This window comes from Stenotrophomonas sp., assembly GCF_050737575.1.
Taxonomy (GTDB): Bacteria; Pseudomonadota; Gammaproteobacteria; order Xanthomonadales; family Xanthomonadaceae; genus Stenotrophomonas.
In genome coordinates this window covers 73,650-91,625 of sequence record NZ_JBOHXW010000007.1, presented here as the reverse complement: position 1 = coordinate 91,625, position 17,976 = coordinate 73,650, and the positions used below count along the sequence as shown (strand labels likewise).

Annotated in this window: 19 protein-coding genes; 8 read left to right on the top strand and 11 right to left on the bottom strand. The window is 65.5% G+C overall.

Annotated elements, in window-relative coordinates:
- Positions 1-60: 60 nt before the first annotated feature.
- Positions 61-984 (bottom strand): LysR family transcriptional regulator, encoded by a 924-nt coding sequence (locus ACREP4_RS13840; RefSeq protein WP_431596773.1) that lies wholly within the window; start codon positions 982-984, stop codon positions 61-63.
- 81 nt (positions 985-1,065) lie between these two features.
- Here ACREP4_RS13840 and ACREP4_RS13835 point away from each other — a divergent pair, with 81 nt between their 5' ends.
- Positions 1,066-2,061: an aldo/keto reductase gene (locus ACREP4_RS13835; protein ID WP_431596910.1), complete on the top strand. Its 996-nt coding sequence runs from the start codon at positions 1,066-1,068 to the stop codon at positions 2,059-2,061.
- A gap of 356 nt (positions 2,062-2,417) precedes the next feature.
- Here the strand turns inward: ACREP4_RS13835 and purD are convergent, their stop codons facing one another.
- The 6 genes from purD to prmA form a co-directional block, all read right to left on the bottom strand.
- Positions 2,418-3,704 (bottom strand): phosphoribosylamine--glycine ligase, encoded by a 1,287-nt coding sequence (gene purD, locus ACREP4_RS13830; protein ID WP_431596772.1) that lies wholly within the window; start codon positions 3,702-3,704, stop codon positions 2,418-2,420.
- A gap of 22 nt (positions 3,705-3,726) precedes the next feature.
- The gene (locus ACREP4_RS13825) at positions 3,727-4,137 is read right to left on the bottom strand and encodes a hypothetical protein (RefSeq protein ID WP_431596771.1); all 411 of its coding nucleotides are present in this window, start codon (positions 4,135-4,137) and stop codon (positions 3,727-3,729) included.
- A 204-nt stretch (positions 4,138-4,341) separates the two neighbouring features.
- On the bottom strand, positions 4,342-5,925 hold the full coding sequence (gene purH, locus ACREP4_RS13820) for a bifunctional phosphoribosylaminoimidazolecarboxamide formyltransferase/IMP cyclohydrolase (protein WP_431596770.1): 1,584 nt from the start codon (positions 5,923-5,925) through the stop codon (positions 4,342-4,344).
- A 635-nt stretch (positions 5,926-6,560) separates the two neighbouring features.
- Positions 6,561-6,833, bottom strand: coding sequence for a DNA-binding transcriptional regulator Fis (gene fis / locus ACREP4_RS13815; protein WP_057631483.1), 273 nt, complete (start codon positions 6,831-6,833; stop codon positions 6,561-6,563).
- Between the two features lie 100 nt (positions 6,834-6,933).
- A complete protein-coding gene (locus tag ACREP4_RS13810) occupies positions 6,934-7,746 on the bottom strand; it encodes a DUF3426 domain-containing protein (protein WP_431596769.1) in 813 nt (270 codons plus the stop codon).
- A 29-nt stretch (positions 7,747-7,775) separates the two neighbouring features.
- Positions 7,776-8,690, bottom strand: coding sequence for a 50S ribosomal protein L11 methyltransferase (gene prmA / locus ACREP4_RS13805; RefSeq protein ID WP_431596768.1), 915 nt, complete (start codon positions 8,688-8,690; stop codon positions 7,776-7,778).
- A 147-nt stretch (positions 8,691-8,837) separates the two neighbouring features.
- Here prmA and ACREP4_RS13800 point away from each other — a divergent pair, with 147 nt between their 5' ends.
- The 3 genes from ACREP4_RS13800 to ACREP4_RS13790 all read left to right on the top strand — a co-directional run bounded on the left by ACREP4_RS13800 (position 8,838) and on the right by ACREP4_RS13790 (position 12,412).
- A complete protein-coding gene (locus tag ACREP4_RS13800; protein WP_431596767.1) occupies positions 8,838-9,800 on the top strand; it encodes a hypothetical protein in 963 nt (320 codons plus the stop codon).
- Positions 9,797-10,156, top strand: a complete 360-nt coding sequence (locus ACREP4_RS13795; protein WP_431596766.1) for a hypothetical protein — start codon at positions 9,797-9,799, stop codon at positions 10,154-10,156. Before ACREP4_RS13800 ends, ACREP4_RS13795 begins: the two co-directional genes overlap by 4 nt.
- Positions 10,157-10,339: 183 nt before the next feature.
- Positions 10,340-12,412: a putative bifunctional diguanylate cyclase/phosphodiesterase gene (locus ACREP4_RS13790; protein WP_431596765.1), complete on the top strand. Its 2,073-nt coding sequence runs from the start codon at positions 10,340-10,342 to the stop codon at positions 12,410-12,412.
- A 334-nt stretch (positions 12,413-12,746) separates the two neighbouring features.
- Here the strand turns inward: ACREP4_RS13790 and accC are convergent, their stop codons facing one another.
- From accC to aroQ, 4 genes are read right to left on the bottom strand one after another with little or no spacing between them, the layout of a single operon-like run.
- Positions 12,747-14,114 (bottom strand): acetyl-CoA carboxylase biotin carboxylase subunit, encoded by a 1,368-nt coding sequence (gene accC, locus ACREP4_RS13785; protein WP_431596764.1) that lies wholly within the window; start codon positions 14,112-14,114, stop codon positions 12,747-12,749.
- 10 nt (positions 14,115-14,124) lie between these two features.
- On the bottom strand, positions 14,125-14,601 hold the full coding sequence (accB, locus tag ACREP4_RS13780; RefSeq protein WP_431596763.1) for an acetyl-CoA carboxylase biotin carboxyl carrier protein: 477 nt from the start codon (positions 14,599-14,601) through the stop codon (positions 14,125-14,127).
- 53 nt (positions 14,602-14,654) lie between these two features.
- The gene (locus ACREP4_RS13775) at positions 14,655-15,083 is read right to left on the bottom strand and encodes a lysozyme inhibitor LprI family protein (protein ID WP_431596762.1); all 429 of its coding nucleotides are present in this window, start codon (positions 15,081-15,083) and stop codon (positions 14,655-14,657) included.
- On the bottom strand, positions 15,080-15,526 hold the full coding sequence (gene aroQ, locus ACREP4_RS13770) for a type II 3-dehydroquinate dehydratase (RefSeq protein ID WP_431596761.1): 447 nt from the start codon (positions 15,524-15,526) through the stop codon (positions 15,080-15,082). The genes ACREP4_RS13775 and aroQ overlap by 4 nt, the downstream gene beginning before the upstream one ends.
- On the opposite strand from aroQ, the gene ACREP4_RS13765 reads away from it, so the two are divergent.
- From ACREP4_RS13765 to ACREP4_RS13750, 4 genes are all read left to right on the top strand, one after another.
- On the top strand, positions 15,525-15,806 hold the full coding sequence (locus tag ACREP4_RS13765) for a hypothetical protein (RefSeq protein WP_431596760.1): 282 nt from the start codon (positions 15,525-15,527) through the stop codon (positions 15,804-15,806). The two genes, aroQ and ACREP4_RS13765, sit on opposite strands and share 2 nt — an antisense overlap.
- Positions 15,807-16,101: 295 nt before the next feature.
- Positions 16,102-16,734 carry a TetR/AcrR family transcriptional regulator gene (locus tag ACREP4_RS13760; protein WP_431596759.1) on the top strand — a complete coding sequence of 211 codons (633 nt, stop codon included), beginning with the start codon at positions 16,102-16,104 and terminating at the stop codon, positions 16,732-16,734.
- A gap of 10 nt (positions 16,735-16,744) precedes the next feature.
- Positions 16,745-17,422, top strand: coding sequence for a type 1 glutamine amidotransferase domain-containing protein (locus ACREP4_RS13755; protein WP_431596758.1), 678 nt, complete (start codon positions 16,745-16,747; stop codon positions 17,420-17,422).
- Between the two features lie 128 nt (positions 17,423-17,550).
- Positions 17,551-17,961, top strand: a complete 411-nt coding sequence (locus tag ACREP4_RS13750) for an organic hydroperoxide resistance protein (protein ID WP_431596757.1) — start codon at positions 17,551-17,553, stop codon at positions 17,959-17,961.
- Positions 17,962-17,976: the final 15 nt, after the last annotated feature.

Genomic DNA, 17,976 nt, shown 5'->3' with positions numbered 1-17,976 from the left:
GGACAGCCAGCTTGCGACGCCGCTGTGGCGCAGGCAAGCGGGGCCGCTGTGGGAGGTGTCTCAAAGGAACGCCGCCGCGTTGGCTGCGCGCATGAAATCGATGAACACCCGCAGCTTCGGCGCGAGCTGATCACGCGAGGGGTAATACACATGGAAACCGGCGAACGGCTGCTGCCAGTCGTCGAGCACGCGTTGCAGGCGGCCATCCGCCAGCTCGGCACGCGCGCTGTCGTCGAACACCTGCAGCAGGCCCAGCCTGTTGCAGGCGGCATGCAAAGCCAGATGGCTGTCGTTGAGCAACAGCGGGCCATCCACTTCGATGGTGAAGTCGTGCCCGTCGCGGCTGAATTCCCACGGCATGATCCGGCCATCGCTGCTGCGGTGGCGCAGGCAGGCGTGGTCGATCAGCGCCTCCGGCGTGGCCGGCACGCCGTGTTGCTGCAGATACGCTGGAGCGGCCACCACCGCCCACCGCAGCGGCGGGCCGAGCGGCACCGCGATCATGCCGGCGGCCAATGATTCGCCTAGGCGGATGCCGGCATCAAAGCCGTCGGCGACCACATCGACCATCGCCGACTGGATCGCCAGTTCAACCTGCACCTGCGGGAATTGCGCATGGAAGGCAGGCAGGAACGGCAGCAGCAGGTGTTCGGCGGCAAAGCGTGGCGTGGTGATGCGCAACTGGCCGGCGGGCACGTCGCGGCTTGCTTCCATGGCCTGCAGCGCGCTGCCGATGCGTTGCAGTGCAGGGAGCATTTCCTGCAGCAGGCGCTGGCCGGGTTCGGTCAAGCCGACGCGGCGGGTGGTCCGCTGCAGCAGGCGCGTGCCGAGCCGGCGTTCCAGGTTGCGGATGGTCTGCGACAGCGCCGACGGCGACACGCCCAACTCAATGGCCGCCTGGCGGAAGCTGGCGTGCCGGGCCACACAGGCAAAGGCGGCCAGCGCAGGCAGCAAGGCGGGGTCGATTGTGTGGTCTGGCTTCATGGTCAGTCCCGATTATGCGGGTTTATCCGGGCAGTGGCGCCGGCCTACAGTGGCGTCCCCTTTGTTGATGGACGCATGGCGATGAAGACCCGCATGTTGGGCCGCGATGGCCCGGTTGTTTCCGCCCTTGGCCTTGGCTGCATGGGCATGAGTGCGTTCTATGGCGGCCGTGGCGACGACAGCGCGTCGATCGCGGTCATTCACCGCGCGCTGGAACGTGGCGTCACCCTGCTCGACACCGCCGACATGTACGGCCCGCACACCAATGAAGTGCTGGTGGGGCGGGCCATTGCCGACCATCGCGAGCAGGTGTTCCTGGCGACCAAGTTCGGCGTGCTGCTCAGCCCGGGCGATCCGCAATCGCGCGGCGTCGATGGCCGCCCGGAATATGTGCAGTCCGCGTGTGAAGCCAGCCTGCAGCGGCTGGGCGTGGATCATATCGACCTGTACTACCAGCACCGCGTCGATCCGCAGGTGCCGATTGAAGACACGGTCGGCGCGATGGCGCGGCTGGTCGAGCAGGGCAAGGTGCGTTTTCTCGGTTTGTCCGAAGCTGCGCCGGAGACCATTCGCCGCGCCCATGCAGTGCACCCGATCACCGCGTTGCAGACCGAATACTCGCTGTGGTCGCGCGAGCCGGAGCAGAACGGCGTGCTGAGCACCGTGCGCGAACGGGGCATCGGCTTCGTGCCGTATTCGCCGCTGGGCCGTGGCTTCTTGACCGGCGCGATCCGCAGCCCGGCGGATTTTGAAGAAGGCGATTACCGCAGCAAGTCACCGCGTTTCCAGGGCGACAACTTCGCCCGCAATCTGGCGCTTGTGGAACAGGTCAACGCGATTGCCGCAAGCAAGGGCGTGACCCCGGGGCAGCTGGCATTGGCGTGGGTGCTGGCACAGGGCGACGACCTGGTGCCGATTCCCGGAACCAAGCGGTTGACGTATCTGGAAGAGAATCTCGGCGCGCTGGACGTGGCGCTGGATGCGGCCGATCTGGCGCGGATTGATGCGGTGTTCCCGGTCGACGTGGCAGCGGGTGCGCGTTACCCCGCGGCGAGTATTGGGAGTGTGCATCGCTGAGAGCGAGGAGTGAGGGGTGAGAGGTAGGAGCAAAGGCAAAGGCTGCCCTCATCCGCCCTTCGGGCACCTTCTCCCGCAGGCGGGAGAAGGGAGCACGTTCGCCATTTCTTGACTCGTCCGCATTGCCGCGCAGTTCATGCTTGGCAAGCCGAACGCGGGTAAAGCGAAGCGCAAGCAAGATTGCCGAAGCCTGAGATCCATCCCTTCTCCCGCCTGCGGGAGAAGGTGCCCGAAGGGCGGATGAGGGCAGCTCTTCGTTCTTTTCTTCTCACCTCAATGTTCTGCGCTGACGAATGCATGCAACAAAAAAGGGCGGCCTCAAGGCCGCCCTTTTCATCATCCATCACACGAGCGAATTACTGCTGCTCACGCGCAATCGCGCGCCAGCCGATGTCGTTGCGGTGGAATTCATTGGCCCAGTGAATTTTCGCCACGCCCGCATACGCATGCTGCTGCGCGTCGCCAACACTGTCGCCCAGTGCGGCCACGCACAGCACACGGCCACCGGCGCTGATCACATTGCCGTCCGCATCCAGTGCGGTGCCGGCATGGAATACCTTGGCGCTGCCCGGCACGTCGGCCAGACCGCTGATGACATCGCCGACAATCGGCGTTTCCGGATAGGGCTTGGCCGCCAGCACCACGCCCAGTGACGGGCGCGGATCCCACTGCGCTTCCACGCCGGACAGCGCACCGTCGATGGCCGCTTCCAGCAGGTCGACCAGATCCGACTGCAGGCGCAGCATCACTGGCTGGGTTTCCGGGTCGCCAAAACGCACGTTGAATTCGATGACCTTCGGTGCGCCGCTTTCGTCAATCATCAGCCCGGCATAGAGGAAGCCGGTGAACGGTACGCCGTCGGCGATCATGCCGGCCACGGTCGGTTCCACCACTTCGCGCATCACCCGCGCATGCACCTCCGGCGTCACCACCGGGGCCGGCGAGTAGGCGCCCATGCCGCCGGTGTTGGGGCCGGTGTCGCCGTCGCCCACGCGCTTGTGGTCCTGGCTGGTGGCCATCGGCAGCGCGGTGCGGCCATCGACCATCGAGATGAAGCTGGCTTCTTCGCCGTCGAGGAATTCCTCGATCACCACGCGTGCGCCGGCATCGCCGAAGGCGTTGCCGCTGAGCATGTCGTGCACGGCGGCTTCGGCTTCTTCCATCGTCATCGCCACGATCACGCCCTTGCCCGCGGCAAGGCCGTCGGCCTTGATGACGATGGGCGCGCCCTTTTCATGCAGGTAGGCCAGCGCGGCATCGACCTCGGTGTGCACGGCGTAGTACGCGGTGGGAATGCCGTGGCGCGCGAGGAAATCCTTGGCGAACGCCTTGCTGCCTTCCAGCTGCGCGGCGGCGGCGGTCGGCCCGAAGATGCGCAGGCCAGCGGCACGGAACGTATCCACCACGCCGGCCACCAGCGGCACTTCCGGGCCAACCACGGTCAAGCCCACGGCTTCGTCCTGCGCCAGTTTCAGCAGCCCGGCAATGTCGGTGACCTTGATCGCGACGTTGCGGCACTTGCCTTCGGTGGCGGTGCCGGCGTTGCCCGGGGCAACGATCACTTCGCTCACGCGCGCGGACTGGGCCAGCTTCCAGGCCAGAGCATGTTCGCGGCCGCCGGCGCCGATGACGAGGATTTTCATGGGGTCAATTCCTGTGGGGCGTTCAAGGGGAAATGCAGTGCGAGGACTTCAGCGTGACTTCAAAAAACACCGCGCCGTTGGCATCGATGAAACGACGGCGCACGCCGCCGCCTGCTTCGTAAACCGGCAGCAGCACCTTGTCCGCGCACAGTTCGGTGATGGCGTTGTCTTCGTCCACGCGCAGCTGCTCGAACAACTCGGGCTTGGCCTTGGCCATGTCCACGGTGGCGTCGGGCGAACGAATCATCTGCACCAGGTCATCGCCGTGGCGGTGCACAGAATCGATGATCAAACCGTCGCGGTACGGCGCAGGCAGTTGCTTGCTCATGCTGGCTACCGCGGTGCGTTGAGCGTCGGCAAGTTTGCCGTTGCCGCAACCAACCAACAGGGCCGCGCAGCTGCCGGCGAACAGGAAAACAAGTGTGTTGCGCATCAGCTGCAGCCCTTTGCATGAGTGGGAACGGGAATGCGGTAGTGCGTTGTTGCCATCGCGCGGCGGGTCGCCGGCACGGTGGTGCATGTGTGGCAGAAGTACTGCGGTGTTACGTGCTGCGTGTGCCCTGCGGACAGCGTGCCCGCAGGGCCGCAACGATCCGGGGCAACGGTGAGATTGCCCCGGTCGTCATCGTGCGTTGCCTTAGTGGCGGAAGTGGCGCACGCCGGTGAATACCATGGCGATGCCATGTTCGTCGGCGGCGGCAATCACTTCGTTGTCGCGCATCGAACCGCCCGGCTGGATCACCGCGGTGATGCCGGCTTCGGCAGCGGCGTCCAGACCATCGCGGAACGGGAAGAACGCATCGGACGCCATCACCGAACCCGGCACCACCAGGCCCGCATCGGTGGCCTTGATGCCGGCGATACGCGCCGAATACACGCGGCTCATCTGGCCGGCGCCAACACCGATGGTGCGCTCGTCCTTGGCATAGACAATCGCGTTGGATTTGACGTACTTGGCCACGCGCCAGGCGAACAGCAGGTCACGCAGTTCAGCGGCGCTCGGCGCGCGCTGGGTGACGGTCTTCAGCTCGTCGATGGTCATGCCACGGTTGTCGGCGCTCTGGATCAGCAGGCCCGAGCCAATACGCTTGGTGTCGTAGTTGTTGCGCGCGTCACCGGCCGGAATGCGCAGCACGCGCACGTTGGCCTTCTTGGTGGCGTATTCCAGCGCGGCGGGCTCGTAGTCCGGCGCGATCAGCACTTCGACGAACTGGCGGTCGAGGATGGCCTTGGCGGTGGCCGCGTCCAGCGTGCGGTTGAAGGCAAGAATGCCGCCGAAGGCGCTGGTCGGATCGGTGTTGTAGGCCATCTCATACGCGGCGCCGACATCGGCGGCCACGGCCACGCCGCACGGGTTGGCGTGCTTGACGATGACGCAGGCCGGCACGTCGAACTGACGCACGCATTCCCATGCGGCATCGGCATCGGCCAGGTTGTTGTAGCTGAGCTCCTTGCCCTGCAGCTGCACGAAGGTCGCCAGCGTGCCCGGCACCGGGTACAGGTCGCGGTAGAACACGCCGCTCTGGTGCGGGTTCTCGCCGTAGCGCAGATCCATGACCTTGATGAAAGACGAATTCATCTGCGCCGGGTATTCCGCGCGCACCGGCACGGCGGTGCTGGTGTCGCTGACGGCCGACAGATAGTTGCTGATCGCCGCGTCGTACTGGGCAACGCGGTTGAACGCGGCCACCGACAGTTCAAAACGCTTGGCGGCCGACAGCTGGCCGTCATTGGCATTCAACTCGGCGAGCACGGCATCGTACTGGTCCGGGCTGGTGGCCACGGCGACACGGGCGAAATTCTTGGCTGCGCTGCGCAGCATCGCCGGGCCACCGATGTCGATGTTCTCCACCGCATCGGCCAGCGTGCAATCGGCCTTGGCGGTGACCGACTCGAACGGATACAGGTTCAGTACCAGCAGGTCGATCGCGGCGATGCCGTGTTCGGCCATCACGGCATCATCGGTGCCGGCGCGGCCCAGCAGGCCACCGTGCACCAGCGGGTGCAGGGTCTTGACCCGGCCATCCATCATTTCCGGGAAACCGGTGATGTCGGAGACGTCCTTCACCGGCAGGCCGGCGTCACGGATCGCCTTGGCGGTGCCGCCGGTGGACAGCAGTTCGACGTTGCGGGCGGCCAGGGCACGGGCCAGTTCGACCAGACCGGTCTTGTCGGAAACAGACAGCAGGGCCCGGCGGACGGGCAGCAGATCAGCAGACATGGTGGGGGCAGGGGGAAGCGGAAGCGGGCCGATATTGTAGCCGCGTGGTCACATGAGTGGCCGGTGGGCAGACTTGGACCGCTGAAAGCCGCAGTGGCGATAGGCCTAGGCAGGACGGTAGCCCGCTTTCAAGCCCCTCGCCCCTTGCGGGGTGAAGAGAGACGCTTGCGAACCATGGGTTCGCGGCTCACTGAACGCACTCGCGCCCTAGCGAGGGCTGGGGCGCGGAGCGGGGGTTGGGGAGAGGGGGAATGCAGAAGTGCAGGAAAGTCGGCGGCCAATCGCAGCGTTGTCCGAAGCCAGCAAGTTCGCATGCTTCGCAGGCATCCCCTCTTCCGCCCTTCGGGCACCTCGCTCCGCGCCCCGGCTTCGCGTAGCACGCGAAGCGTTCGCGCATGCACGAGCCAACGGCTCGTAAGCCGCATGCACTCACCCCGCAAGGGGAGAAGGGAGACAGTCAGCGGCAGCCATGGTCCACGTAATGCCGAGCCATGCTCGGCAGGGGCTTTACCCGCAATGTGTCTGTAGTGCCGAGCCATGCTCGGCAAGGGGCCTTGCCCGCAATGCGCAGCGGCAGGTGTTACCGGTAACGCCTCAGCCGAGCATGGCTCGGCTCTACCAAAGCGGGGCGGGGCTTACGCCAGCCCGTATTCCTTCAGCTTCTTGCGCAGGGTGGCGCGGTGGATGCCCAGCAGTGCGGCAGCGCGGCTCTGGTTGCCTTCGCAATGGTTGAGCACTTCCACGAACAACGGGATTTCCATTTCGCGCAGGACGATCTCGTACACATCGTCCGCATCACAGCCGTCCAGGTCACGCAGGTAGCGACGCACGGACTGTGCGACGTGTTCGCGAAGCGGCGGCTTGGCAGCGCCACGACTGGTGTCAGGACGGGTGGGGGCAGCGTTCAAGGAAAGTTCCCGGATTCAGCAGGGTCGGGCGTGGTTGGCCCGGCGTGGGGGGAGGAGTCTAGCGCGTGGGCCAGTCGCCTGCCACGCCGCGTTATTGCAATTACTGAAACTCGAAGCTGAAAGCGACCGTTGCCGCGGCCGGTTCATGCAGCTGGAACGACACCTGCGCGCTCTGCCCCTGCTCCAGTCGCGCCAATGGATCGGCACTCGGCCCGAGGTACTCGGCGGGCTGGAAGGTGCGGCGGCCGATCACCCGGCCATCGGCATCGGACAGCGACAAGCGCAGCGCCGGCCAGGCCTGCGCCCAGCGCGCTTCGTTGCGGAAACTGGCGTGCACCTGCAGCACGCCGGGTTGACCGGGTGCCGGGCGGATGTCGCGGCTGAGCATGCTGTACGCGGTGGGCTCATGCCAGGCCGGCAAGGCGCAGCGCAGCACCGAGCACAGGGCGCTGACCAGTGGCCGGGTGCCGGCATCGGCGGCCAGGCGCGCGCGGTCGGCGACCAGAATCTGGATGCCCAGCAGCAATGCCAACGCGGCGATCACGGCCCACTGCCAACGCGGGGTGATGCGCGCAGTCGAGCTGGTGGCACGCGCACTGCGGCTGAAGCTGGGGGCGGGGCCGGAGGAGGCTTCGCCATCGTCATCGACTGCAGGAACGGCGTTGTCGATGCGCGGCGCGGCTGCGCTGTCCTGCGCCTCGGCATCGGCGGCGTCCAGCGCATCAGTCGCGTCCAGAACGTCGCCTGGCTGCGCAACGGGCTCGGCGACCGGCAGCAAGGTCGCGGTCTGCGGGATTGCGGCATCCGCGTTGTCGATGGCATCAACGGCACTCGCATCGGCCGGCTTGGGGGCCGGCTTGCCGTGCAGAAACGTGGCCAGCGAGGGGCGAGAAGGCGTGGTGTTGTCGCTCATGTCAGGCGGTGCCGGGGCGTTGCGCCCATTCAAGCACGGCGCACGCCGGTGATGCGCATCCAGTCGCCGTCCTGCACGGCTTCAAGCTGGTCGAACCACGCGGCGTAGCGTTCCAGCAGTTCGCCTTCCTGACCATGCAGGATGCCCGACAGCGCAATGCAGCCGCCGGGCGCGACGCGGGCGGCCAGCAGTTCGGCCAGCGCGTCCAGCGCCGAGGCCAGGATATTGGCGACCACCACCGGATAAGTGGCGACCGGCTCGTCCTGTGGCAGGTAGGCGGCGATCTGCACGCCATTGCGCTCGCCGTTGTCGGCGGTGGCGATCAGCGCCTGCGGGTCGTTGTCCACGCCCACCGCAGCAGCGGCGCCGAGCTTGAGCGCGGCCAGGGCGAGAATGCCCGAGCCGCAACCGAAATCGAGCACGGTGTTGCCGGCCAGCTTGCCCTCGGCGGAGAGCTGGTCCAACCAGCGCAGGCACAGCGCGGTGGTCGGATGGGTGCCCGAGCCGAACGCCAGCCCCGGGTCCAGCCGCACGATGGCGGCGTTGGCCGTTTGCGCTTCTTCCGGCAGTTCGTGGTTCCACGGCACGATCCAGGTGCGCTCGCCGAAACGCATCGGCTGGAACTGGTCCAGCCAGGCGCGTTCCCAGTCTTCATCGGCCACCGCGCGGAAGCTGGCCTTGGTCCAGTCCAGACCGGCGTCGAAGGCTTCCAGCGCGGCCAACAGCGCCAGCGCGTTGGTATCGGCCGGGAACAGCGCGGTCAGTACGAGGTCGTTCCACAGCGGCGTCTCGCCCACGCCCGGCTCCAGAATCGCGCGCTCGTTGCTGGTGTCAGCGTCGGCATCGAGCATGGTCACCGCCAGCGCGCCCACGTCTTCGAGCGCATTCTCGTAGCGGGGCTGGGTGGTTTCGGTGCAGCGCAGGGTCAATTCAAGGAAGGGCATGGCAAGGGACAGCAACGGCGGGACAGGGCACGCATCCTAGACGAGCCGGGCCCCGATTGCGCGCCGCACGGCCGGTCTTCATCGCCGCCGGCGACTTGCTTGCTAGAATCCACGCCATCATCACCCGCCCTTTCGTGTCGGTTACCGATGCTCTCCCTGCTTGCGAGAAAACCCTGGTACCTGTTGGTGCTGCCTGCGGCGGTGCTGCTCGCCGTGCTGGGCTTCCGCAACGGCGGCGGGCTGCATGCGGCTGACAACCAGGAAATGGCCGCAGCAATGAACGTACCGGTGGCGCAGGTAGCCAGCAGTACCGGTTCGGCCAGCGAAGGCGCCGTGAGCGGACGTGAACGCAGCGCCGCGCTGGGCCCGGGCCTGCCATTGGACCTGCGTGCGGCCTTTGAAGGCGGGCGCGGTCTGTTTGAATACGCACGCCAGCTGCGCACCGCCGCAGCAGCCGGTGACGCGGAAGCGGGCTGGATGGTCAGCCGCATTTACGACTATTGCGGCGTGTATGCAATGGACCCGCAGGGTTACGCGCTGGACAGCGCCACCTTGGCCAGCATGGGTTTGAAGGACGTGCCGGGATTGACCGCGGCACGTGAACAGGTCAGCCAGGGATGCGTGGGCTTCACCGCCGCCGATGGCCTGGGGCATGCGTTGCTGCTACAGCAGCGGCGCGCGTCTGCCGCAGCCGGCAGCCTCGCCGCCGAGGCCGCGCTGCTGTCGATGGGCGAGCCATTGCGCACGGATGCTGAATACCGCCGTGGTCTGGTGGAGCGGGTGTTGAACTCGCAAAGCCCGGAAGCGTTTTTGGCCTTGTCCACGGCGATGGGCGTGGCGGCTTCCGGGGATGACGCGTATCGCGGGCTGGTGGCCGGCGATCAATACGCGCAGTTGGCCTGGCAGTTGGCCGCCTGTCAGTTGGGCCTGGCCTGCGGGCCGGACAGTGCCCTGATGACCGGTTACTGCGCCAACGGCGGGATCTGCTCGCGCGATCCCGAGCAGGATTTCGAGACATTTGTATACGACGCCGCGGTATCGCGGCAGGGTATGGAAAAGATGAACGAACTAGTCAGCAACCTGCGCCGGGCGCGGGGAGGTAAGCCATGAACTACCGTCGTCTCCTGCATGGAGCCAAATTCTGGGTGTGGGTGGTGCTGTTTGTCGCCTACTCGGCAGGCGCCGTGGGCGTGGTGCTGATCGACACCTACGAAGACCGTTATCGAGAGATGAGCAAGGTCAAACTGACCTCGGTCAACTCCGATGCTGACCAACGTCGCGCCGGTGCCAGCCAGGCCGCTGCGATCTACCGTGCACAGAGCGGCACACCGTTCTCCACGCTGCCACCGGGCAGCCGCTTCCAGATTGTCTGGCCGGATGGCTCGGTGGAAACCGTGACCGTGGTGGATCCGTCCTCGCCGCTGGGTACTGAGCCGGTGGTGGGCACTGCGGTAACGGCTGAATGATCCGCTCCTGGTAACCGGAGCGGCGTAAGCCGGCACATACGCACCGCCAGAAGCGCATCTGCTTCACGGCAAAGAGAAGCGGGGATTCCCCGCTTTTTCTTTGCGCGACGGCCGACCGCCAAAAGATTTGCAGTTCCCGGCCGATATTGGGGCGACTTACCGGATTGTGTTGATGAACCTGCAATGTTGATTGCCACCTACGACCAGACCTTGGTCGTGTTTTCGATTGTGGTGGCCGTACTGGCTTCCTATACCGCGCTGGACATGGCCGGCCGCTTGGCGACGGCACAAGGCAGTGTCGCGCGCTGGTGGTTGGTTGGCGGTGCCGCGGCGATGGGCTTGGGCATCTGGTCCATGCATTTCATCGGCATGCTGGCCTTTGATCTGCCGATTCCGCTGGGCTACGACCTGGGCATCACGCTGTGGTCGCTGGCGGTATCGGTGGGCGCATCGGCGTACGCGCTGTGGCTGGTGTCGCGGCCGCGCTTGCCGGGCTGGCAGTTGCTGGCCGGTGCGGTGTTGATGGGCCTGGCGATTGCCGCGATGCATTACCTGGGCATGTCGGCGCTGCGCATGCAGCCGGGCATCGACTATCACCCGGTCTGGTTCATCGCCTCCATCGCGTTGGCGATTGCCGCGTCGGGTGCGGCGTTGTGGATTGCCTTCCGCCTGCGCAACGAGCACCACAAAGTCCTGCACATGCGCGCGCTGGCGTCACTGTTGATGGGCGTGGCCATCGTCGGCATGCACTACACCGGCATGGCGGCGGCACGTTTTCCGGAAGGCAGCGTGTGTGGCGCGGTGCCTGCTGGCGGCATCGATACCCAGTGGCTGGCGGTGCTGGTCATCGTCACCACGGTGGCAACGCTCGGCATCGCCTTGATCGCGTCGTTGTTTGATCGCCGCATGCGCGACCGCACCCGCGTGCTGGCCGATTCGCTGGACGACGCCAATCACAAGCTGGTACAGGCCGCGCTGCACGACCCACTGACGCAGTTGCCCAACCGCATGCTGCTGCAGGACCGCATGGAGCAGGCAATCAAACGCGCGCAACGGGAAGGGCGCGCGGTGGCGGCCATCTTCTGTGACCTGGATGGCTTCAAGACCGTCAACGATGCCTATGGCCATCAGCTCGGTGATCGCTTGCTGACCGCAGTGGCGCAGCGCATCGGTGCGTTGCTGGGGCCGCAGGACACGTTCGCCCGATTGGGTGGCGATGAATTTGTCCTGGCGTTGACGGTGGACAGCCCGGACGATGCGTTGGTGATTGCCGAGCGGATCGTGGAAGCGGCCGCACAACCGTTTTTGATCGACGCGGCGGAGTTGCAGGTCAGTGCCAGCCTCGGCATCGCGCTGTATCCCAACGATGCCAGCAGCGAGCGCGAACTGATGGCCCGCGCCGACGTCGCGATGTATCACACCAAGCAGCTGGGCCGGAATGGCTACACGTTCTTCACCCCGGCGATGCAGGTCAACGCCAATCGCCAGCTGCGCTTGTTGCAGGACCTGCGCAGGGCGGTGGGGCGTGACGAGCTTGTGCTGCATTACCAACCCAAGTTTGATGCTTCGGAACAGAATGTCACCGGCGCCGAGGCGCTGCTGCGTTGGCAGCACCCGGAGCTGGGCTTGCTGGCGCCGGACGTGTTCATTCCCATTGCCGAGCGCAGCGGCCTGATCCTGCCGATGGGCGAGTGGGTGTTGGACCAGGCGTGCAGGCAGCTGCGGCAGTGGCACGACGAAGGCCACGAGCACTGGTCGATGGCGGTGAACCTGTCGCCATTGCAGTTCGATTCGCCGGCCTTGGTGGAGACGGTGCGCAGCCTGATTGAACGGCACCGCATCGATGCGCAGTACTTGACGCTTGAGGTCACTGAAACCACGGCGATGAAGGATGTCGATGCCAGCCTGGAAGTGCTGAACAAGCTCACCGCAATGGGCGTGAAGATCGCCATCGACGACTTCGGCACCGGCTATTCCAGCCTGTTGTATCTCAAGCGCATGCCGGCAGCGGAGTTGAAGATCGACCGCGCGTTTGTCCGCGATCTGGAAAGCAATGAAGAAGATGCGGCCATCGTCACCTCGATCATCGCCCTGGCCCGCGCGCTGAACATCAAAGTGGTGGCCGAGGGGGTTGAAACCGCCGCGCAACGCGAGTTCTTGTTGTCGCTGGGCTGCGACACGTTGCAGGGGTTTTATCTCGGCCGCCCTGCAGAGGCAGAGGCATTTGGCAGCTACGGGGATAAAGCGGCCGCGTGAGCCTGTGTTGCCGTTGCTCCCTTCCTTGCACCGCAGGTGCAGGGGACGGTTCGGGAGGGGGGCTTTTGCAGGTACCTGATTAGCGTCGAGTCTCAGCTGGGAGCCCCTATCCCGCATGCGGGAGAGGGGTTGGGGTGAGGGCAACGCCTTCCTGGCTCCCTGGCAGTTCGGCTGAGGCTCGACGCTGATCAGGTTGCTGGTAGAGGACGCGCGCGAAAGGCCACCCCCCTCCCAGCTTCCCCCTGCGTGCTTCGCCCGCAAAGGGAGGGCTAATTTCAGAGCAAAGAAAAAGGCGGGTTTCCCCGCCTTTTTCATGCCCGTTGATGGCGCTTGATCAGGTCAAGGCAATCGACTGGTTCTTGCGCTCGGCCAAACGCTTTTCCAGGTAGTGGATGTTCTGCCCACCGGCCTGGAAGCCCTTGTCGCGCATGATGCGCTGCTGCAGGGCGACGTTGGTCTTGATGCCGTCCACCACCATCTCGCTCAACGCCACGCGCATGCGCGCGATGGCGGTGTCGCGGTCGGGGCCGTGCACGATCAGCTTGCCGATCATCGAGTCGTAGTTCGGCGGCACCTTGTAGCCGGCGTAGATATGCGTATCCACGCGCACACCCGGGCCACCCGGCGGGTAGAAGCCGGTGATCAGGCCGGGGCTGGGGATGAAGGTTTCCGCGTCCTCGGCGTTGATGCGGCATTCGATGGCGTGGCCATGCAGCACCACGTCGCTCTGCTTGATGCTCAGCTTCTGGCCCGAGGCAATGCGCAGCTGTTCGGCCACCAGGTCGATGCCGGTCACCATCTCCGTCACCGGATGTTCCACCTGCACGCGGGTGTTCATTTCGATGAAGTAGAACTTGCCGTCCTCGAACAGGAACTCGAACGTGCCCGCTCCGCGGTAGCCGATGCGGATGCAGGCTTCCACGCAGACCTTGCCGATCTGCTCGCGCAGTTCAGCGGTGATGCCCGGTGCCGGTGCTTCTTCGACGACCTTCTGGTGACGGCGCTGCATCGAGCAGTCGCGCTCACCCAGGTGGATGGCGTTGCCCTGGCCGTCGGCCAGCACCTGGATTTCCACGTGACGCGGGTTTTCCAGGTACTTCTCCATGTAGACCTCGCCATTGCCGAACGCGGCCTTGGCTTCGGACTTGGTGGTTTCGATGGAGGCCTTCAACGAGGCTTCGGCATGCACCACGCGCATGCCACGGCCGCCGCCGCCGCCCGACGCCTTGATGATGACCGGGTAGCCGATCTCACGGGCGATCTTGGTGTTGGCGACGATGTCTTCACCCAGCGGGCCGCCCGAACCGGGCACGCACGGCACGCCGGCAGCCTTCATCGCGCGGATCGCTTCCACCTTGTCGCCCATCAGGCGGATGGTTTCCGCACGCGGGCCGATGAAGATGAAACCGGACTGCTCCACGCGCTCGGCGAAGTCGGCGTTCTCGGAGAGGAAGCCGTAACCCGGGTGGATGGCCTGGGCGTCGGTCACCTCGGCCGCGGCGATCAGCGCCGGGATGTTGAGGTAGCTTTCCGACGACGGTGCCGGGCCGATGCAGACCGATTCATCGGCCATGGCAACGTGCTTGAGATTGCGGTCAACGGTGGAATGCACCGCGACCGTGCGAATGCCAAGGGTGTGGCACGCACGCAAGATGCGCAGCGCGATTTCACCCCGGTTGGCGATAACGACCTTGTCGAGCATGGCCGGCGCCTCAGGCAATCACGAACAGCGGCTGGTCGAATTCCACCGGGCTGCCGTTCTCGCCAAGGATGGCCACCACGGTGCCGGACACTTCGGCCTCGATCGGGTTGAACATCTTCATCGCCTCGATGATGGCCAGCGTTTCACCGGCCTTGACGGTCTGACCAACGGTCACGAAGGCCGGCTTGTCCGGCGACGAGGACGAATAGAAGGTGCCGACCATCGGCGCGCGCTGCACGTGGCCTTCCGGCAGGGCATTGCCCGGCTTGGCGGTGCCGCCGGTGGAGGCTTCGGTCGGGCCGCTCATCGGCATGGCCGGTGCAGCGGCAGCGGCCGGTGCGGCGTAGACCGGAGCCGGTGCGGCGACATAGGTGCCGACCGGGTTGCGCGACAGGCGCACGGATTCTTCACCTTCCTTGATCTCGATCTCGGCCAGGTTCGACTCTTCCAGCAGGTCGATGAGCTTCTTGATTTTGCGCAGATCCATGAGGGCCTCTTTCGTTCTATTAAGCGGTAAGGAGAAGGCGCGGGGCGCCCGGGTCAAAGTTCGTAAAAATCGCGCAGCTGCCGCGTACGGTCCTGCGCGTGGGTGGTAAGACAATGCATCTGCGCGCCGTTGCGCGAGGTGCCATCGGCATGAAAGGCGTACACCGCGTCGCAATCCTTGTCGCGCAGCTGGATCCAGGCGCGCTGCGCGATCACCAGTTGCTGCTCGGCGTCGGCGCAATGCGTGCAGCTGCCATCTGCGGCCTGCCGCCGTAACTGCTGGCGGGCCTGCGCGTAAGCGGTGTTGAGCAGGGCATCGGCGTCTTCGGCGCGATCGGACGCGCACAGATCCCGTTCCATCGTGCTGGTGGCGGTTGCGCAGTCGATGCCATCGGCGGCGCGGTCAACGCTGCCGGCATGCGCCACCGCGAGCGGCAGGCAACCCAGCACCAGACCGGCCAGCAACTGCGGCTGCGGGTTCATTCGGTGGCCACCAGGCGGGTCAATGCCGCATCCATGGCGTAGCGGTAGCTGTCCGCACCAAAGCCGCAGATCACGCCGACCGCCTTGTCACTGAGATAGCTGTGCTGGCGGAACGGCTCGCGGCTGTGCGGGTTGGACAGGTGGATCTCGATAAACGGAATGGCCACCGCCGCCAACGCATCGCGCAGGGCGACCGAGGTGTGGGTGAAGGCCGCCGGGTTGATCAGAATGAAAGCGGTTCCATCGCCACGCGCAGCCTGCACGCGATCCACCAGCACATGCTCGGCGTTGGATTGCAGGTGCTCGACCTGATGCCCCGCCTGCTGCGCCTGCGCCGCCAGCGCCGCGTCAATCTGCGGCAGCGTGGTGTGGCCGTAGACATCCGGCTCGCGGGTGCCCAACAGGTTCAGATTGGGGCCATGGAGGACCAACAGTTTTGCCATGATCCAGCGGTCGGCGGGAAAGGGCGGCAGTGTGAGGGAAGCTGGCGATGCTGTCCAGTTCGACGAAATTAGCCTCGTTTTAATCGTTTGTTTGAATTTTGGCGGGTTTCTGGGATTGCTTGCGCGGCAGTGCCTGGGACAGGGCTGGCATGAGATTTGTCTGATTGGCCGCTCGCGTCGAACGACGGCCGCATCAAAGCGCTCGGGTGTAATGCGCGGCGATTGCTGGGAAATGGACGAAGTTGGCGGCAAGGCTGGAGCTGCTTCGGCCCAGCTTTAGCCCCTCTCCCTTTACGGGAGAGGGGTTGGGGAGAGGGTGGAACGAAGTCGCTTCAATAAAGATGCGGGCCAAGCCAAAGCCAAAGCTCCCCTCATCCGCCCCTTCGGGGCACCTTCTCCCGTAAACGGGAGAAGGGTTGGATTGCATGCTTTGCGTCGTCGTCGTCGTCGTCGGCGGCCCAAGCCCAGGCCTCAGCTCCATCGACATCAACGGAGTCCCATCCCCGGCAATCCCCAGCGCCCCCACTAACCATCTGTTAATAGACGACCGGTCTATTCGGAGTAAAGTCCACCCCATGAACCTCTCCCCCAAAGCTCAGGCTACCCGCCAGCACATCCTCGATACCGGCTACCGGCTGGTTCTGCAGAAGGGGTTTGCCGCGCTTGGCCTGCAGGAAATCCTCAAGGCCTGTGCGGTGCCCAAGGGCTCGTTCTATCACTACTTCGCGTCCAAGGAAGGCTTCGGCTGTGAGCTGTTGCAACAGTACGTAGACGACTACGGGCGCAAGCTGGAGCTGCTGCTGGCCGACGGCGGCAATGGGCAGCAGCGCTTGATGCGCTACTGGGATGCCTGGGCGCGTGACCCGGCCGATCCGGCCCAGGGTTGGGCCGAGGAATGTCTGGTGGTGAAGCTGGCTGCCGAGGTCGCGGATCTTTCCGAAGACATGCGTCGCGTGCTCGATGGCGGCGTGCAACGGCTGCTGCAGCGCATCGCCGCACTGGTCGAAGAAGGCCGCGCCGATGGCTCGCTGCCGCCCGGCAAACCCGCGCTCGATGTCGCGCGCGTGCTCTATCAGATGTGGCTGGGCGCGGCGCTGTTGTCCAAGCTCAGCCAGGACCGCCTGCCACTGCAACAAGCGCGCGGGGCCACCGAGCATCTGTTGATGTGCGGCAACACCGTCGCACCTGTTTCCTCCCCCAATCACTGAAGGCACCGCCATGAAGGTTCTGTTCGTCCTGACCTCGCACGACCAGCTCGGTGACACCGGGCACAAGACCGGCTTCTGGCTGGAGGAATTCGCCGCGCCGTATTACGTGTTCAAGGATGCCGGCGCCGACATCACCCTGGCATCGCCAGCGGGCGGCCAACCGCCGCTGGACCCGCACAGCGACGCGCCCGATGCGCAGACGCCGGCCACCGAGCGCTTCCGCAAGGACAGTGCCGCGCAGCAGCATCTGGCGACGACGCTGCCGCTGAAGCAGATCGACCCCGCGCAGTTCGACGCGGTGTTCTACCCGGGCGGCCACGGCCCGCTATGGGATCTGGCGCGTGATGCCGATTCCATCGCCCTCATCGAAACCTTCGACCGTGCCAACAAGCCGCTGGATCTGGTCTGCCACGCACCCGGTGCATTGATCGCCGCACGCACCGCCGACGGCAAGCCGCTGGTCGCCGGTCGCAAGGTCACCGGCTTCTCCAACAGCGAAGAAGACGCGGTCGGGCTGAGCGCCGTGGTGCCGTTCCTGATCGAAGACGCGTTCGCCCGCCTCGGTGGCAACTACAGCAAGGGCCCGGACTGGCAGTCGTTCGTGCTGACCGATGGCCACCTGGTCACCGGCCAGAACCCGGCCAGTTCCGAAGCCGTCGCCAAGGCCTTGCTCGCGCAGTTGGCCTGAGCACCTGCACTCCCGTCTGCGTAGCCGGTTAAGCGAAGTGCACCCGGGGAATCATCGGCAATAGAACCGCAACACGTCACCTCCAACGTTCACCGCATCCACCCCCACGCTCCCCCAAGGAATCGGTAATGAAAATCTTCTACAAGACCCGCGCCACTTCCACCGGCGGCCGTGCTGGCCGCACCGCACTGGACGACGGCAGCCTCGCGCTTGACCTCGCATTGTCGGGTTCCGGCAAGGCTGGCGCCAACCCCGAACAGCTGTTCGCACTGGGCTACGCCGCCTGTTTCGACAACGCATTGCCGGTGGCCGCCAAGCAGCTGCAGTTGCAACCCAGCGGCACCGAAACCTCGGTGGAAGTGGGCATCGGCCAGACCGCTGAAGGCGGCTACGCGTTGGACATTGATCTGCACGTTGCAGTGAAGGGTTTGGATGAAGCCGCCGCGCTGCGTCTGGTCGAAGCCGCGCACAAAATCTGCCCGTACTCCAACGCCACGCGCGGCAACATCGACGTGCGCCTGCACGTCACCGCCGCCTGATTCCCACCGGAGATC

Bases quoted from the DNA above. Each gene is read 5' to 3' on its own strand.
- ACREP4_RS13840 (WP_431596773.1), bottom strand. From the start codon at position 984: ATGAAGCCAGACCACACAATCGACCCCGCCTTGCTGCCTGCGCTGGCC.
- ACREP4_RS13835 (WP_431596910.1), top strand. From the start codon at position 1,066: ATGAAGACCCGCATGTTGGGCCGCGATGGCCCGGTTGTTTCCGCCCTT.
- purD (WP_431596772.1), bottom strand. From the start codon at position 3,704: ATGAAAATCCTCGTCATCGGCGCCGGCGGCCGCGAACATGCTCTGGCC.
- ACREP4_RS13825 (WP_431596771.1), bottom strand. From the start codon at position 4,137: ATGCGCAACACACTTGTTTTCCTGTTCGCCGGCAGCTGCGCGGCCCTG.
- purH (WP_431596770.1), bottom strand. From the start codon at position 5,925: ATGTCTGCTGATCTGCTGCCCGTCCGCCGGGCCCTGCTGTCTGTTTCC.
- ACREP4_RS13810 (WP_431596769.1), bottom strand. From the start codon at position 7,746: ATGAGCGACAACACCACGCCTTCTCGCCCCTCGCTGGCCACGTTTCTG.
- prmA (WP_431596768.1), bottom strand. From the start codon at position 8,690: ATGCCCTTCCTTGAATTGACCCTGCGCTGCACCGAAACCACCCAGCCC.
- ACREP4_RS13800 (WP_431596767.1), top strand. From the start codon at position 8,838: ATGCTCTCCCTGCTTGCGAGAAAACCCTGGTACCTGTTGGTGCTGCCT.
- ACREP4_RS13795 (WP_431596766.1), top strand. From the start codon at position 9,797: ATGAACTACCGTCGTCTCCTGCATGGAGCCAAATTCTGGGTGTGGGTG.
- ACREP4_RS13790 (WP_431596765.1), top strand. From the start codon at position 10,340: ATGTTGATTGCCACCTACGACCAGACCTTGGTCGTGTTTTCGATTGTG.
- accC (WP_431596764.1), bottom strand. From the start codon at position 14,114: ATGCTCGACAAGGTCGTTATCGCCAACCGGGGTGAAATCGCGCTGCGC.
- accB (WP_431596763.1), bottom strand. From the start codon at position 14,601: ATGGATCTGCGCAAAATCAAGAAGCTCATCGACCTGCTGGAAGAGTCG.
- ACREP4_RS13775 (WP_431596762.1), bottom strand. From the start codon at position 15,083: ATGAACCCGCAGCCGCAGTTGCTGGCCGGTCTGGTGCTGGGTTGCCTG.
- ACREP4_RS13765 (WP_431596760.1), top strand. From the start codon at position 15,525: ATGATCCAGCGGTCGGCGGGAAAGGGCGGCAGTGTGAGGGAAGCTGGC.
- aroQ (WP_431596761.1), bottom strand. From the start codon at position 15,526: ATGGCAAAACTGTTGGTCCTCCATGGCCCCAATCTGAACCTGTTGGGC.
- ACREP4_RS13760 (WP_431596759.1), top strand. From the start codon at position 16,102: ATGAACCTCTCCCCCAAAGCTCAGGCTACCCGCCAGCACATCCTCGAT.
- ACREP4_RS13755 (WP_431596758.1), top strand. From the start codon at position 16,745: ATGAAGGTTCTGTTCGTCCTGACCTCGCACGACCAGCTCGGTGACACC.
- ACREP4_RS13750 (WP_431596757.1), top strand. From the start codon at position 17,551: ATGAAAATCTTCTACAAGACCCGCGCCACTTCCACCGGCGGCCGTGCT.